This window comes from Actinophytocola sediminis, from assembly GCF_054779715.1.
Genome location: NZ_BAAGXS010000086.1, coordinates 1 through 13,405 on the forward strand (window position 1 = coordinate 1; position 13,405 = coordinate 13,405).

Annotated in this window: 14 protein-coding genes, 1 tRNA gene and 1 pseudogene; 12 read left to right on the forward strand and 4 right to left on the reverse strand. The window is 68.7% G+C overall.

What is annotated here, in order from left to right; all coding sequences use genetic code 11:
• The 3 genes and pseudogenes from ACYVIP_RS39245 to eccCa all read right to left on the reverse strand — a co-directional run.
• Nucleotides 1-990 (reverse strand): annotated as a pseudogene (locus ACYVIP_RS39245) (hypothetical protein); the annotation flags it as partial.
• Complete coding sequence (locus ACYVIP_RS39250) at nt 990-1,382, reverse strand: hypothetical protein (RefSeq protein ID WP_460405971.1); 393 nt, start codon at nt 1,380-1,382, stop codon at nt 990-992. The pseudogene ACYVIP_RS39245 and the gene ACYVIP_RS39250, both read right to left, overlap by 1 nt.
• Nucleotides 1,383-1,444: 62 nt before the next feature.
• A complete protein-coding gene (gene eccCa / locus ACYVIP_RS39255) occupies nt 1,445-5,422 on the reverse strand; it encodes a type VII secretion protein EccCa (protein ID WP_460405973.1) in 3,978 nt (1,325 codons plus the stop codon).
• 129 nt (nt 5,423-5,551) lie between these two features.
• On the opposite strand from eccCa, the gene ACYVIP_RS39260 reads away from it, so the two are divergent.
• From ACYVIP_RS39260 to ACYVIP_RS39275, 4 genes are all read left to right on the forward strand, one after another.
• Complete coding sequence (locus tag ACYVIP_RS39260; protein WP_460405975.1) at nt 5,552-5,887, forward strand: hypothetical protein; 336 nt, start codon at nt 5,552-5,554, stop codon at nt 5,885-5,887.
• 11 nt (nt 5,888-5,898) lie between these two features.
• Nucleotides 5,899-6,204: a hypothetical protein gene (locus ACYVIP_RS39265; RefSeq protein WP_460405977.1), complete on the forward strand. Its 306-nt coding sequence runs from the start codon at nt 5,899-5,901 to the stop codon at nt 6,202-6,204.
• 135 nt (nt 6,205-6,339) lie between these two features.
• A complete protein-coding gene (locus ACYVIP_RS39270; protein ID WP_460405979.1) occupies nt 6,340-6,840 on the forward strand; it encodes a SigE family RNA polymerase sigma factor in 501 nt (166 codons plus the stop codon).
• 134 nt (nt 6,841-6,974) lie between these two features.
• A complete protein-coding gene (locus ACYVIP_RS39275) occupies nt 6,975-7,805 on the forward strand; it encodes a hypothetical protein (RefSeq protein WP_460405981.1) in 831 nt (276 codons plus the stop codon).
• On the opposite strand, the gene ACYVIP_RS39280 is transcribed toward ACYVIP_RS39275, so the two are convergent.
• Nucleotides 7,802-8,230, reverse strand: a complete 429-nt coding sequence (locus ACYVIP_RS39280) for an SRPBCC family protein (protein ID WP_460405983.1) — start codon at nt 8,228-8,230, stop codon at nt 7,802-7,804. The genes ACYVIP_RS39275 and ACYVIP_RS39280 overlap by 4 nt on opposite strands.
• A gap of 113 nt (nt 8,231-8,343) precedes the next feature.
• On the opposite strand from ACYVIP_RS39280, the gene ACYVIP_RS39285 reads away from it, so the two are divergent.
• From ACYVIP_RS39285 to ACYVIP_RS39320, 8 genes are all read left to right on the forward strand, one after another.
• A complete protein-coding gene (locus ACYVIP_RS39285; protein WP_460405985.1) occupies nt 8,344-9,150 on the forward strand; it encodes an AraC family transcriptional regulator in 807 nt (268 codons plus the stop codon).
• Nucleotides 9,151-9,263: 113 nt separating this feature from the next.
• The gene (locus tag ACYVIP_RS39290) at nt 9,264-9,545 is read left to right on the forward strand and encodes a hypothetical protein (RefSeq protein ID WP_460405987.1); all 282 of its coding nucleotides are present in this window, start codon (nt 9,264-9,266) and stop codon (nt 9,543-9,545) included.
• Between the two features lie 307 nt (nt 9,546-9,852).
• Complete coding sequence (locus ACYVIP_RS39295; RefSeq protein WP_460405989.1) at nt 9,853-10,113, forward strand: hypothetical protein; 261 nt, start codon at nt 9,853-9,855, stop codon at nt 10,111-10,113.
• 92 nt (nt 10,114-10,205) lie between these two features.
• Nucleotides 10,206-11,396, forward strand: a complete 1,191-nt coding sequence (locus ACYVIP_RS39300) for a helix-turn-helix domain-containing protein (RefSeq protein WP_460405991.1) — start codon at nt 10,206-10,208, stop codon at nt 11,394-11,396.
• Between the two features lie 142 nt (nt 11,397-11,538).
• A complete protein-coding gene (locus ACYVIP_RS39305; protein WP_460405993.1) occupies nt 11,539-11,724 on the forward strand; it encodes a hypothetical protein in 186 nt (61 codons plus the stop codon).
• 365 nt (nt 11,725-12,089) lie between these two features.
• Nucleotides 12,090-12,163: transfer RNA gene (locus tag ACYVIP_RS39310), tRNA-Ile, on the forward strand.
• Between the two features lie 39 nt (nt 12,164-12,202).
• Nucleotides 12,203-12,439, forward strand: coding sequence for a hypothetical protein (locus ACYVIP_RS39315; RefSeq protein ID WP_460405995.1), 237 nt, complete (start codon nt 12,203-12,205; stop codon nt 12,437-12,439).
• Between the two features lie 238 nt (nt 12,440-12,677).
• Nucleotides 12,678-13,145, forward strand: a complete 468-nt coding sequence (locus ACYVIP_RS39320) for a hypothetical protein (protein WP_460405997.1) — start codon at nt 12,678-12,680, stop codon at nt 13,143-13,145.
• The last annotated feature ends 260 nt before the right edge of the window (nt 13,146-13,405 follow it).

The following is a 13,405-nucleotide window of genomic DNA, read 5'->3' on the forward strand; positions in this document are numbered from 1 at the left end:
CGGGGCGGTGCCGGCGCCGCTGGGGCCACCGGTGCCGGGGCTGGCGACGGCCGTGCCGGCGGTGGCCCCGCCCCCGATCGCGGGACCACCGACCCCGGGGCCGCCGCCGGCGCCGACGTCCAGGCCGGCCAGCGCCGGGTTCCCGTAGGGCGGCGCGTACTGGGCGTACGGGATCTCGTTGGCGTGAAAGCCGTCGAGACCGATCGGGTCGAGACCGATCGGGGTGGGCACCTGAGGGCCGCCGCCGCCGAGCAATCCCTGCGCCGCCTGCAGGGCGCTGGCCGCCGTGCCGAGCGGGTCGGTCGCCTGCTGCGGTTCTCCCGGCGTGGCCGGCTGTTCGGGCGCGCCCGGGTCGGGCACGGTCGCGGCTTCCGGCGTGCCGGGCGTCTGGGGGGAGCCGGGGCCGGCGGGGCCGCCTGCCGGGCCGCCTGCCGGGGAACCGACAGGCGACCCGGGTGGGGCGTCGCTTGGTCCGGGCAACGCCGCCCTCGGCCCGTCCCACGCCGAGCCGGAGCCGAGACAGATCAGGACCCAGTTGATGGCCGAGTAGTAGGAGTCCAGCCGCGCGGTCTGCGCGCCAGCGCGCTCCTGGTACGGGCGCGGGTCGGCCTGGCCGTTCGCGTACACCTCGCGCTCGTAGTCGTCGCGTTCCCGGCACACGTTGCGATAGATGTCCGCGAAGTCGAAACCGAGGGTGTGCAACAGGGTCTGCAACCGGTGCAGGTTCTCGTCGAACGCGTCCCGCCAGGTGTCGAGCGTCGTGAGGCTCCGGTCGACGCGTGCCTTGAAATCGTCGGCCGCCTGGTCGAACCACGCGTTGTTGCGCAGATTCTCCGTGTAGTGGTGCAGTTTGTCCCTGGTGTCGTTGACGATCTGCGCGGCGGCGGTCCACTGCCGCGCGACGTCGTTGAACCTGGCGATGTGCGCGCGTTCCGCTTCCAGGCGCCTTACCTGCCGGTGCGGGAGTTCCAGGTCGTAACGGCTGCCCATCAGGGTGCCTGCGGTGCGGGTGCCGGCCGGTCGAATCCCGGGGCGTACTCGGGCAGGTTCGACCGGGGATCGTAGGCGCCCGCCGTGGTGATCTGCTCCTTGACCAGGGTGGTCAGCTCCTGGCGGCTGCGGTCGGCGCCGTCCGCGTAGGTCCGCGCGGCGTCCCGGACCATCTGCTGGTATCCGCTGATCCCCTGCGCCAGGTGGGTGAGGAACCGGTGCAGTCGGTCGGTGACGGCCTGTTCGGTCCTGATCAGGCTCGCGCAGTCGAGCACGCCCTCGGCGCAGCCCCGTTCCGGTGCGACCCGGGTGACGTCGCCGCTGAAAACCGGTATGTCGACCCGAAAGAGCTCGACCATCCGCTCGTGGTCCGCATCGACTTTGTCACTCATGTGCACTCCAATCCGACTGCGGAAAGCCAAACACGTCCGGGTGGCGAAATGCCGGACTGGCCTCAACCGGCCACCGACGGCTGCCAGGCCAGTTGCACGAACTCCTTGCTGCCCCGGCGATCCACCAGCCAGCCCCGGCCGGGCGGCAGCACCTGGGCGCGCATGCCGCCAAGCAGCGGACCCTCGTCGCGGTCGCCGGACATCATCAGCCCGGCGGTGCCGACTTCCCGCAACCGCCCGAGGAACGGCTCGAACAGGCCCCGGCCGGCGCCGCCGGTGCGCCGGGCGAGCACCACGTGCAGGCCGATGTCCGCGCCCTGGGCGACCAGTGGCTTCAACGCCATCAACGGGTGCTCGTTGTGGGTGGCGATCATGTCGTAGTCGTCCACCAGCACGAAGATCCGCGGTCCCTGCCACCAGTTGCGCGCCCGCAGCTGCTCGGGCGTGATGTCCTGGCCGGGCAACCGTTTGGTCATCGCGTCGGCCACCTCGGCGAGCAGGCCCCGGCTGTGCGCGTCGTTCATGCCGTAGCCGAGCAGGTGTTCCTCGCTGACGTCGCCGAGCAGCCCGCGCCGGTGGTCGACCAGCACGATGCGTGCCTGCTCGGGGGTATACGCCCGGCATATCCGCCCGGCCAGCTGCCGCAGGAACGCGGTCTTGCCGCTCTGGGTGTCGGCCAGCAGGAAGAAGTGCGGGTCGTCGGCGAAGTTCAGCCGCACCGGGGACAGGTCCTTCTCGTGGATGCCGACCGCGAACCCGGCCAGCGGCCCGGTCAGCTCGTCGGTGGCCGGCAGCTCGTCGACGGTGACCATGGCCGGCAGCAGCCGCACCCTCGGCGCGCGGTCTCCCGGCCACGCCCGCGCCACCGCGTCGACCAGCGCGCCGAGCCCGTCGGTGAGGTCCTCTGGCCGCGCCGAGCCGTCGATCCTGGGCAGCGCCACCAGCACCTGGTGGCCGGACATGGCCAGCCCCCTGCCCGGTGTGCCGGCGGGCACGCTCATCGCGGCCTTGCGGTCGATCAGCGAGTCGATCGGGTCGCCGATGCGCAGCTCGAGCTTGCTGGTGAACAGGTCACGCACGTTCATCCGCAGGTCGAACGCGCGGGTGCAGCCGGCGACCACGTGCACGCCGTAGGACAGGCCGCGGGCGGCGATGTCGCCGACCAGCTCCTCCAGGCCGTCGAACTCGTTGCGCAGCGTCTGCCAGCCGTCGACCACCAGGAACACGTCGCCGTGCGGCTGGTCGGCGAACCGGCCGGCCGCGCGCAGCCTGCGGTAGGTGACGATGCTGTCGATGCCGTGCTCGGCGAACAGGCGTTCCCGCTCGGCCAGCACGGTGGCCACCTCGGCGACCGTGCGGCGGACCGCGCCGGTGGCCAGCCGCCCGGCCACCCCGCTGACGTGCGGCAGGGCGTCGAGCGCGGCGAGCGTGCCGCCGCCGAAGTCCAGGCAGTAGAACTGCGCCTCGCGCGGGGTGTGGGTGAGCGCGAGGCTGGTGATCAGCGTGCGGATCGCGGTGCTCTTGCCCGACTGCGGGCCGCCGAGGACCAGCACGTGCCCGGCCGCGCCCGCCAGGTCGAGCACCAGCGGGTCGCGCCGCTGCTCGTATGGCCGGTCGACCACGCCGAGCACCGGGCGCAGCGTGCCCGCCTCGGTGGCCCCGACCGCGGTCAGCCCGCGCTCGGCGTCCTGGCGCGGCTCGCCGATCAGCGCGTCCAGGGTGACCGCCGTGTCCAGCGGGGGCAGCCACACCTGGTGTGCCGGGGTGCCCTTGCCGGTCAGCCGGTCGACCAGGATGTCCAGCAGCGTCTCGCCGACCTTGTCCTCGGTCTCCTCGGTATCCCTCTCGGGTTCCTCGGTGCCGGCTGCCGGCTCGGCGGCGACGTAGGCGGTGGTGTATTCGTGCAGTACCAACTGTTCCAGCGCGGCCACGTCGGCGCTGTCGCCGGTGTGCTGTTCGTACACACCGGACACATAGGCGGCGCGGAACCGGTCCAGCTGGGTGTTGTCGGTCTTGAGGAACCCGTGGCCGGGGGCGCGGGGCAGGGAGAACGCGTCCGAGATGCCGAGCACCGCACGGCTTTCCAGCTCGGAGAACGTGCGCAGGCCGATCCGGTAGGACAGATGGCTTTCCAGGCCGCGCAGCCGGCCTTCCTCGAGACGTTGGCTGGCCAGCAACAGGTGCACGCCGAGCGACCGGCCGACTCGTCCTATTTGGACGAACAGGTCGATGAAGTCCGGCTTGGCGCTCAGCAGTTCGGAGAACTCGTCGCAGATCACCAGTAGCGTCGGCACCTCGGGCAGTGGCGCGCCCGCGGCGCGGGCCTTCTCGTAGTCGCGCAGGGAGGCGAAGTTGCCGGCGGCGCGCAGCAGTTCCTGGCGGCGGATCAGCTCGCCGTTGATGGCGTCGGTCATCCGGTCGACCAGGTGCAGTTCGTCCATCAGGTTGGTGATCACCGCGCTGGTGTGCGGCAGCCGGTCCAGCCGGGTGAACGTGGCGCCGCCCTTGAAGTCGACCAGGGCGAAGTTCAGCGAGCTCGGAGGGTGGGTCGCGGCCAGCGCCAGCACGAGGGTGCGCAGCAGCTCGGACTTGCCGGAGCCGGTGGCGCCGATCAGCAGGCCGTGCGGGCCCATGCCGTCCTGGGCGGACTCCTTGAGGTCGAGCTCGATGGGGGTGCCGTCCTGGCGGATGCCGATCCGCACCCGCAGCCGGTCGCGGTTGGGCCGGGGAACCCAGGTGTCGTGGGGGTCGAAGGAGTAGGGGTCGCCGAGTTCCAGCAACTCGGCCAGGCCGAGCTCGGTGGTCATCGGGGCGTCGCCGCGCATGCCGGCGGTCAGCCGCAGCGGCGCGAGCTGGCGGGCCAGGCCCTCGGCGGAGGGTTCGTCGAACTCGTCGGCCTGTCCGAGCTCGGTCTCCCCGTCGGTGGCCTCGCTGATCAGCTGACCGGCCGCGTCGACGGCCAGCACCACCGACGTGCGGTCCAGCGTCCGGGGTGGCGCGGTGGTCAGGTCGAGCACGGTGACCCCTTCGACGCCGCCGCCGGTCATCAGCAGCCCGGAGCCGGCGACCGAGCCGCCGTCGACCACGACCACCAGGTGCGGCCCGGCGACCCGGACGTCGGTGTCCGGGTCGAACCGGGGCCGCTTGGCGAGTTCCTCCTCCATGACCGACTCCAGCGCCGGGATGGTGGCGGTCACCAGACGCAGCGGGCCCAGCGCGTCGGCGCGGTCGGGATGCAGGGCGTGTGGCAGCCATTTGACCCACTCCCACGCGGCGCGCTGGTTGGCGCCGACACACACCGCGATCCGCAGGTCGTCCGGCGCGTGCAGGGTGGCGAGCTGGCCGAGCAGCGCGCGGGCGAGCCCGAGCGTGGCGTCCCGGTCGCCGCGCAGATATATCCGGTTGAACCCGGTGACCGCCACGGCGATCGGCAGCCGGCCGACGGTGGCGTAGGTGACCAGGAACCGGCGCAGCGCGAGCGCGGAGAGCGGTTCCAGGTCCTCCAGCGGTTTGGTGTCCGGCGCGACCAGCGTGGTCGCCGGGGCCAGCGCGCCACTGCCGATCCTGGCGACGCCGAAGTCCGGGTCGTCGCGGCGGCGCTCCCACAGCCGGTGGCTGGCCGCGAGCCACCACAGCTGGGTGGGATCGGGGTGCAGGTAGGCCATGACGGTGCGCTGGGCGCGCACCGCGCGGCGCAGGCGTAGCCGCTGTTGGGCCAGGTCACGCAGGTACTTGCGGCGCGCGTGCCCCATCTCCCGCTTGCTCGGTCCGCCGCCCTGCAACAGTCCCATGAGGACCATGCCGAGCATGCCGACGCCCATCAGCCCGTAGATGACGAAGCGGATCGACCCGGACATGGAGCCGGAGAACAGCAGCATCATCGCCGCCATCATGGCCACCATCGGCAGCACCATGAGCAGCTGTGCCCACTGTCGTGCCGGTGGTGGCGGGATCTCCGGCGGCGCGGCCAGGATCAGCTCGCCGCTTGGCATGTCCGGCGCCGGTCGCCTGGTCGGTCGTCTCACCACGAGTGTCGCCACGGGGTCGATCGTGCGCGATCGAAGGCCCGTACTTCGCCGATGGCAGCAAGGTGCCGTCCAGCCGAACCGGGGTTCGTCCTGGTTAGCGTTCCACAGTGGAAAGTACCGGCGAACTTGAAGGAGGTGGCGATGGAGCAGGTCAATGTTGGCCTTGACGCGCTGCAGAGCCTGACGAACTTCACCGATCACAGTCAGCAGGAGCAGCACGACTTCAACAAGGCGCACAGCACGCGGAACACGGAGAACGCGACGAGCGGTCTCGCCGGTTCCACGCAGAACGCCGCCTTCGCGGTGGGCCAGGAGCGCGACGCGCACTGGAACTCGAACGTGTTGCCGCGCCTGCAGCAGCTGGTGGAGAACAACACGATGGCCACGTCGGCGTACTACGACGGGCAGAACACCGCGAGCGGTGCGATGACCCAGCACAGCTACGGCGTCGGCTCGGTCATCAACGGAACGGCCTGAGGAGGACCGCCATGATGGGTGGCGATCAGTTCAAGATTGTCTTCGACACCATGGAAACCGCCAAAGCTGACCTGCAGCAGACGGCTTCCCAGCACACGCAGAGCGCCGGCGACCAGCTCAACCGCATGATGGCGACCCGCGACGGCGACTGGTTCGACCAGGCGGCCGACGAGTCGGCGCAGATGTACCAGTACGCGCAGAAGCAGGCCGGTGACTACGCCGACCAGATGACCGCGGAGGGCGTCAGCTACGGCAACGTCGCCGACCACGGGATGAACACGCTGGCCACGGTCAAGGGGATCATCGGACGCATGTAGTTCTTCGTGTCCGCACGTGGGCGCTGGCATCAACGCTGATGCCAGCGCCCGTTCTGTCTCTTTCCCGTCCCGAGGCAACCATCTCCGGCCCCTGGCTGGTATCCAGTGGTAGTTGGCTGAGGTGGAGGGCTGGGCGTGGTGCGAACACCCGAGGGGTTCGAGGAGTTTGTGGCCGGGGCGTCGCCTCGGCTGTTGCGGATGGCGTACCACCTGACCAGGGACGCCGGCCACGCGGAGGACCTGCTGCAGACCGTGCTGGCGAAGGCGTGGCGGTCGTGGCGGCGGGTCAGCGGCGACCCGGAGCCGTACGTGCGGCGGATCATGGTCAACACACACGCGACCTGGTGGCGGCGCCGCTGGCGGGGCGAGGAGCCGACCGCCGAGCTGGCCGAGTCGGTCGGTGGGCCAGCACAGCACGCGGTGGACGAGCGGGACTGGTTGTGGCGGGCGCTCGGCCGATTGCCGGCCAGGCAGCGGGCGGTGTTGGTGCTGCGGTTCTACGAGGACATGACCGAGGCGCAGGTCGCCGAGGTGCTCGGCTGCGCGGTGGGCACGGTGAAGAGCCAGGCGAGCAAGGCGCTGGCCAAGCTCCGGCTGGACGAGACGATCCGCACCGAGGAAGGAAGTCGGCGATGAACCTGACCGATCTCACCGAGGTGCTCCGCGACCGCGCGGAACTCGACGACACCGGACACGAGACGCGGATGGCCGGTATCCGTGCCCGCGTCCTGGCCACCCGGCGCAGGCTCGCGGTCAGTGGCGTGATCTGCGTGGTCCTCGCGCTGGTCGGCGCTGTGTACCTGGCGCTTCCGCGTCCCGTCGAGCCAGCCGGTCCGCCCCGAAGTCTCCCGGAGTACCAGACCGGTGCCCGGCTGGTCGCCCAGACCTGGGCGGAGCTGCCCACCACTTCGGTTACCGTCCAGTTCATACCGAAATCTGATGATTTCGTGGTTTTCAATCACTGTTCCGCTGAACTGGCCAGACAACGCCTGGTCACGATGCTCACGGTAAACGGACACGACGTGCTGGCCGGCAGCTGCAGCGGTAACTCGACCCGGGGGATCGGCGATGTGGCCGAGTTCGGTGGTGTCGTCGGAAAACCTCTCGCGATCACGCTGGTCGTCGGCGTCGCCGATGTCACCGGCGGATTTCCCGAGAAAGCCACGGATATTCACCCGCCAGACGAAACGGTCGCCGGCGACTTCGCGATCGGTATCGGTGAGCCGGTGCCGGTCGGCGAGTACCCGTTCCCGTCTCGCCCGGAAACGTTGGTGGACCTCGACGACCTCTCGCCGTCGAGAGGTGACATCACCATTCGCGCCGACCGGAACGACCCCGACGCACGGCAGACGATCGACGTGGTGTGGCCGGGACCGTCCCATCTGGAAGCCCTACTCAACACGCCGGGCCGGCTCGAGGTGTTGATCAACGGCAAGGTCGTCCACGACCAGGACTCCTGGGACTACGGCGGGACATCCGGCATCGCGATCCTCGGCGAGGACGACGCATCACGCTTCCCTCCCGGGGAGACCGTCACGATCACGGTGATCCCCGAACGCACCACCGGCGACTGGCGCGTCCAGCTGTCCAAGAAGAACTAGCCGCGGCGGGCCGCCGATCGCCGCCGATCGTGGGTGTCACCAAGGGTCCGCCGGATGACCTCCAGGCCGTGCGTCATGGCCTCGGCCATCGGCGTGGCCAGCTCGTCGGGGAGCACGTCGCGGATCCACACCAGCCGGCACCGCCGCTCGCCGTCGGCGAGGACCTGCATGGAGGCGTTGTCGTGTTGAACGTCACCGTCGAGGACCGCGTAGACGATCCGGCGCGTGTCGTGGTCGACGCTGACCCGTCGTTCCCGGACCACTGTGCCGTCGGCGAAGGTGACGACTCGGCAGTCGGCCTCGGCCTGGGTGTCCAGCACGAACCCCGGTGCCATGCGCGAGGGACCCTCGGCGAAGTCGCCGATCACCTCCCACGCATCCTCGGCACTGGACTCGACCACAACTTCCCTGTGGACAGACGCCATGTCTCCTCCTGGAACTCGGTGAGAGATTCGGTGCGCACGAGCCTGCCCCGAGCCCGCCCCCAGGTCTTGAAGATCCTTGCGGGACTGTCGGACCCGCCGCATAGCCTCCGCGGGTGCTCTCCTTCGTCGATCTCGCCACCCGGCCGGAGTTCACCGTCACGGCGGTGGACTGCCAGGACGATCACCGTGGTTGGTCGACCGAGCAGCCGCGCGCGGACGTGCGGCTCGTGCTCGTGCGCGGTGGCGGGTTCCGTCGCCGGGTCCGCGGTGTCCGCGTGGACCTCGACCACACCGTCGGCTACCTCGGGATGCCCGGCGAGGAGGAGCACTTCGCCCATCCCACCGGCGGCGACCGGTGCACCTCGATCAGCCTCACACCCGCGCTCTGGCGCACCCTGGCCGGCGACGCACCGCGGCTGGCTCGCTCATCGCTGTACGTGGACGGCAGGCTCGACCTGGCCCACCGGCAGCTCCTGGCCGCCAGTCGCGCCGCCGACACCGACCACGCGGCGGCCGAGCGCCTGGTCGCCCTGCTGGCCACGGTCGTCCGACAGGTCGTGGCCACCACCACCCCGGACAGCGACCGGGCAGGCCCCGGTGACCGGGCACTGGTAGCCCAGGCCCGCGCCGCGATCAACGACGGTCATCCCGCCGCGGCCGGCCTGCTGCCGCTCGCCACCCTGCTGGCTGTCTCGTCCTACCGGCTCAGCCGCGCCTTCACCCACGAACTGGGAGTATCGCTGACCCGCTACCGCAACCGGGTCCGCGTGGCCCGCGCGCTGGACCGGCTGGCGGCGGGTGAACCCAGCCTCGCCGTCCTCGCCGCCGACCTCGGCTTCGCCGACCAGGCCCACCTGTGCCGAACTGTGCGCGCACACCTGGGACACACCCCGACCGCACTACGCGGACTGCTCACCTGAGCCGGGTGGCAGCCGTCTCGTGATCGACCTTCGTCACGGTGAGTGAGTGACGGTTGTCGCGCAGTAAAGTAAGTTTCGATCTAAGTAAGATGCGATCTTACTTAGATCGGAGTGTGCTGGTGACGGAGTTCCGGGCGGACCGGATCGATCTCGACTCCATCCCGTCCGTGACACGCCGGTCGTTCCACATGATCGAGACTGCGCGCGCGTTCCATCAGCAGAGGGAACCGCTCGCCAGCGTGACTCTGCTGCGGCGCGCGTTTGAGACCTCGCCAGACACGAGCCGGTTCAACCTGTTCACTCGATCCGCTGTGCTGGACCTCGCCGAGAACGGCGGCACCACGGTTCGCCCTGACGCGAAAGCTCTTGCCCGCGAACTGCATCTGGTCAGCTGACGCATGGGGGACAAACTGTCCCCCTCGACTCGGGCACAGGTCGCACCCCTCACTTTGAGGGTGCGGAACCGTCCAGATAGGCACCCTGTACCGCGCGCAGGCGCCTACGACCACTGATCAATTCGGACTTACTTGTCCAGTACACCCCGGCTCTCGACTGGTCTATCCAGGCGACCGGTGGCGGTTGCATCCTGCCGCCGATGGTCGAGACGTTCCGCCCTCATCGACCACGAACAGCAGGCCACCTGGTGACCAGTGCAGGCCTGATAGCTCGTTACAACCCGCGAGGTCGGAGCGACACCTGACCATGACTCACCCCAACTCCACCACGAGCCCAGTCCAGATTTACGGGGCGTACAAGGCCAGCCAGAACAAGCCGCCCCGTGTCGCGGAGTGGGAGCGACAGATCGACACCGCCGGGTCGTACGAGCAGTCCCAGGCGCAACTGCTGTACAACCTGGTGGTCGAGACCCATCGGCTGCGGATGCTCGCCCTCGGGGTCCTGGTGATCGTGGGCGTCAGCTTCGTACTGGGCGCGATTGGTGTGCTGGTCATGTTGAGTGCTTAGCGGAGGTACCCTCGGTAGCGCACCTCTTCGCGGAGGACGCCCCCGGCCGACGGGCCGGGGGAGCGAAGAGGTTCTCCGCGAAGGTGGTACCGATGGACATTGAGCACGCCCACATCGGGCGACGTATTCGCGAGATCCGGGTCTGGCGTGGCATGAGCGTTACCGCCACGGCCAGTCTCGCGGGGATGGCCCAGTCCTACCTGTCGATGATCGAGCGTGGCCACAGGCTGGTGACCAAGAGGTCGGTGTTGGAGTCGATTGCGGCTGCGCTCCGGGTGCCGGTCTCTGAGTTGGACACGCTGTCGGACGAGGATCCTGTGTCGCGTGCCGCCTCCCTCGCGGCGGTTGAGGCGGTGTTGACCGAGTGGTGGCCAGGCGAGATCCCTGACGACTATCCGGCGCGGCCATGGAAGCAGGTCGAAGCGGATCTGGACCGGTTGGTCACAGACCTGCGGCCACGCTCAGATTACGGCGGCCAGAGCGAGATGTTGCCCGGTCTGCTGCACGACCTCCTGATCTACGCCGGCACCGATGCCCACCGCTCGGCCGCGCTCGTTGGTCAGATCTGCGCGTACCACACCGCCGGCAACGTGGCGACAAGGCTCGGTGCTCGCCACCTCGGGCTGATCGCGGCTGATCGGATGCAGGCCTCCGCCGAGGTTCTCGGGGACCCGGCGTGGCTCGGTGTCGCCGGTTGGAGTCGCGCGCAGTGGCTTTCCTCGGCGTCGAGGTCTCGGCAGTACAGGCTCGCTGTCGTGGCCGCCGACATGCCGGACGCTCGCTTGGAGAGTCGGGGCATGGGGCACCTGACGGCGGCTCTGGCGGCGGCGGCGCAGGGTGATGGCGCCACAGCCGAGGACCACCTGGCGGAGGCGAGTGTGGTCGCCGACGAGCTTGGCCTCGCGCACAGCAGTTGGGGGTCCATGACGATGAACTTCGGCCGAGCCAACGTGGGGACGTGGCGCCTGGCGATCGGTGTCGAGCTGGGCAAGGCTGGCCGTGCCGCCGAACAGGCCCGCGAGGTCGAGTGGCGTGCGCTCCCGATGTCGAGGCAGGCCGCGTACTGGGCCGACTTCGGCCGGGCGCTGGCGCAGGATCGGCGCACCCGTGATGACGCGGTGCGGGCACTGTTGACGGCCGAGCAGATCGCGCCGCAGCAGGTGCACACCAGCCCGCTCGCGCGCGAGGCGATCACTGGTCTGATGGCGTCGGCGCGTCGTGACGCGGTCAGCGCGGATCTGCGGCGGCTGGCACTCCGTGCAGGAATTGCCCCTACCGGGTGACCATCACAGGTTTGTGATGGGGTGCGTGCGGACGGTTCTTAACCTCGGGTCGCGTCATTGGTCGAGGTGGAGGAGCGTCCGAAATGATGTGTCGAGGGCATTGGGACCTGAGTAGGTCTGGGCCTTGTGCGTGGCGGTTGTGATGGCCACCGCTGAGTATGTCGAGACGCTCGTCGTTGGTGTGTTCATCGGCGCCCTGATCGGCCCTCCGCTTGGGCACTGGTCGGTGTTTTGGGAAGACCGGCTGGACCGGCACCGGGCGCGGTGTGATGCCTGTCGTCGACGCGCGGTGCGGCGGGCTGAACGTCAAGCGGCACGTCATGCCTGACATAGAACGTTGACTCGTCTGAGTGGCTGGTGGAAAAAGCCACAGATCTGTAATTAATAAATCATGTGACGACTATCTTTGGAGTAACGCCTTGAATATCCGAACCTTCACTTTGGAAACTGTCGATGACGGCGAGGACAGTGTTTACGCTGTCGGTATGTCGATCACTCGTCCTTGCGGTGATCAGGAAGTGGTCACTTTTCGTCGTGATCCCACTTCCGGGTTCGCGACGTTGGCGAACACCACTTCTCCGGAGAGGGCTTTGGCTCGGTTTGAGCACGTGATGCCGATGCGGCTTGTGTGGACCGACGATGAGCACTCCGAGGTCGACCTGCGCCGGTAAGCGTTAGCGCACGGGGGAGTACGGGGCGGTAGCTCAGCTGGTCAGAGCTCGGGACTCATAATCCCGGAGCCGTGGGTTCGAGCCCCACCCGCCCCACCTTCACTGTCCCATCATGAAACCAAGGGTTCCGCCGTAATGCCCAAACTGAACCGTGACCGCATCCGAACCTGGTTGGAAGACCACAACTGGACCGTTGGCCGTCTCGCCAAAGAATGCAGCAACATAGGTGAGGACGTCTTCCCGGAAGGCACGATGCGAAACGTGGTCAACGGGATCGACCCGATGCGGCCGGGTCGCATCAAGGTGATCTGCAGAGTGACGGCCCGCTACGGCGACGGCATTCCGTACGAGCAACTCATCGCGGAAACGTGATAGCCCACAACAATTAACGAAAGGTCCGAAGAGCAGTGCGGGATCGGGAACCGGCTGTCCGTAGTCGGGAGCTGGGCGAGAGACTTCCCCGAGTCATGGAGCGCGGTTGGTTTCACGCCAGTGGGATCACCCGGGAGCTGAATTGGGGCACTGGCCGTGTGTCCCGCGTTCTCGCGGGACAACGAGGCGGCTCCAGTCATGCCAAATTCTACGGCGCATTCGGTACTGGGCCGCGACGATGATCGTGAGTCTTGGCGCGCCTGCCGGTGTCTGCGAGCTGGACGCACTCATCGAGAAGGCCGCGAAGCGCGGCTTCCTGTGGCACCAATTTCGCATAGACAGGCACGGTCCGGAAGTACTCGCCGGCGTGTTCCAGTGGCGCGCCTGCGCCGACGTCCTCGTCCTCGTCAACGACAGCGCATCGCACGCCTACCGCACGCCCACCAGCCCAACCACCGACGTGTTCGCCCCGACCCACGTGCACTGGTGGTACGGCGGAACCCTCGACCACCAAGGAAAAACCCTTCCCGGCGTCGGCATGGTATGGGTACTGCGCGCGTTGCTCACACTCCCCGGCCCCAACGAGCCCGCCGCCCAGTTCCCACTGGTACCGGCACCGAAGGGCACCGGCGTCCAAGGCGCCCGAGTCCCGGTCCGAATACGCCGCCGAAATATCTATTCAACCAACCGAGATCGGGAGAAATAATGTAATATCCGATCTTGCTTAGATCGGAGTGTGCTGGTGACGGAGTTCCGGGGGCACAATCCGAGTGTCGAGTGCGCCGACTTCACAGCCGCGCTCAAGCGCTACCGGATCGACGATCCGAACCTTTCATCAGTGGTCATTCGCTGTCTGGCTAATGGCGAACTGGGCTGCCCATGCATTCCGGATTTCGGTTACGAGTCGTCGCGCCCCGGATCGGTCTGCCGCGGTTGTCGGTCGTGGCCTGGCCGGAGCCGTCAGAC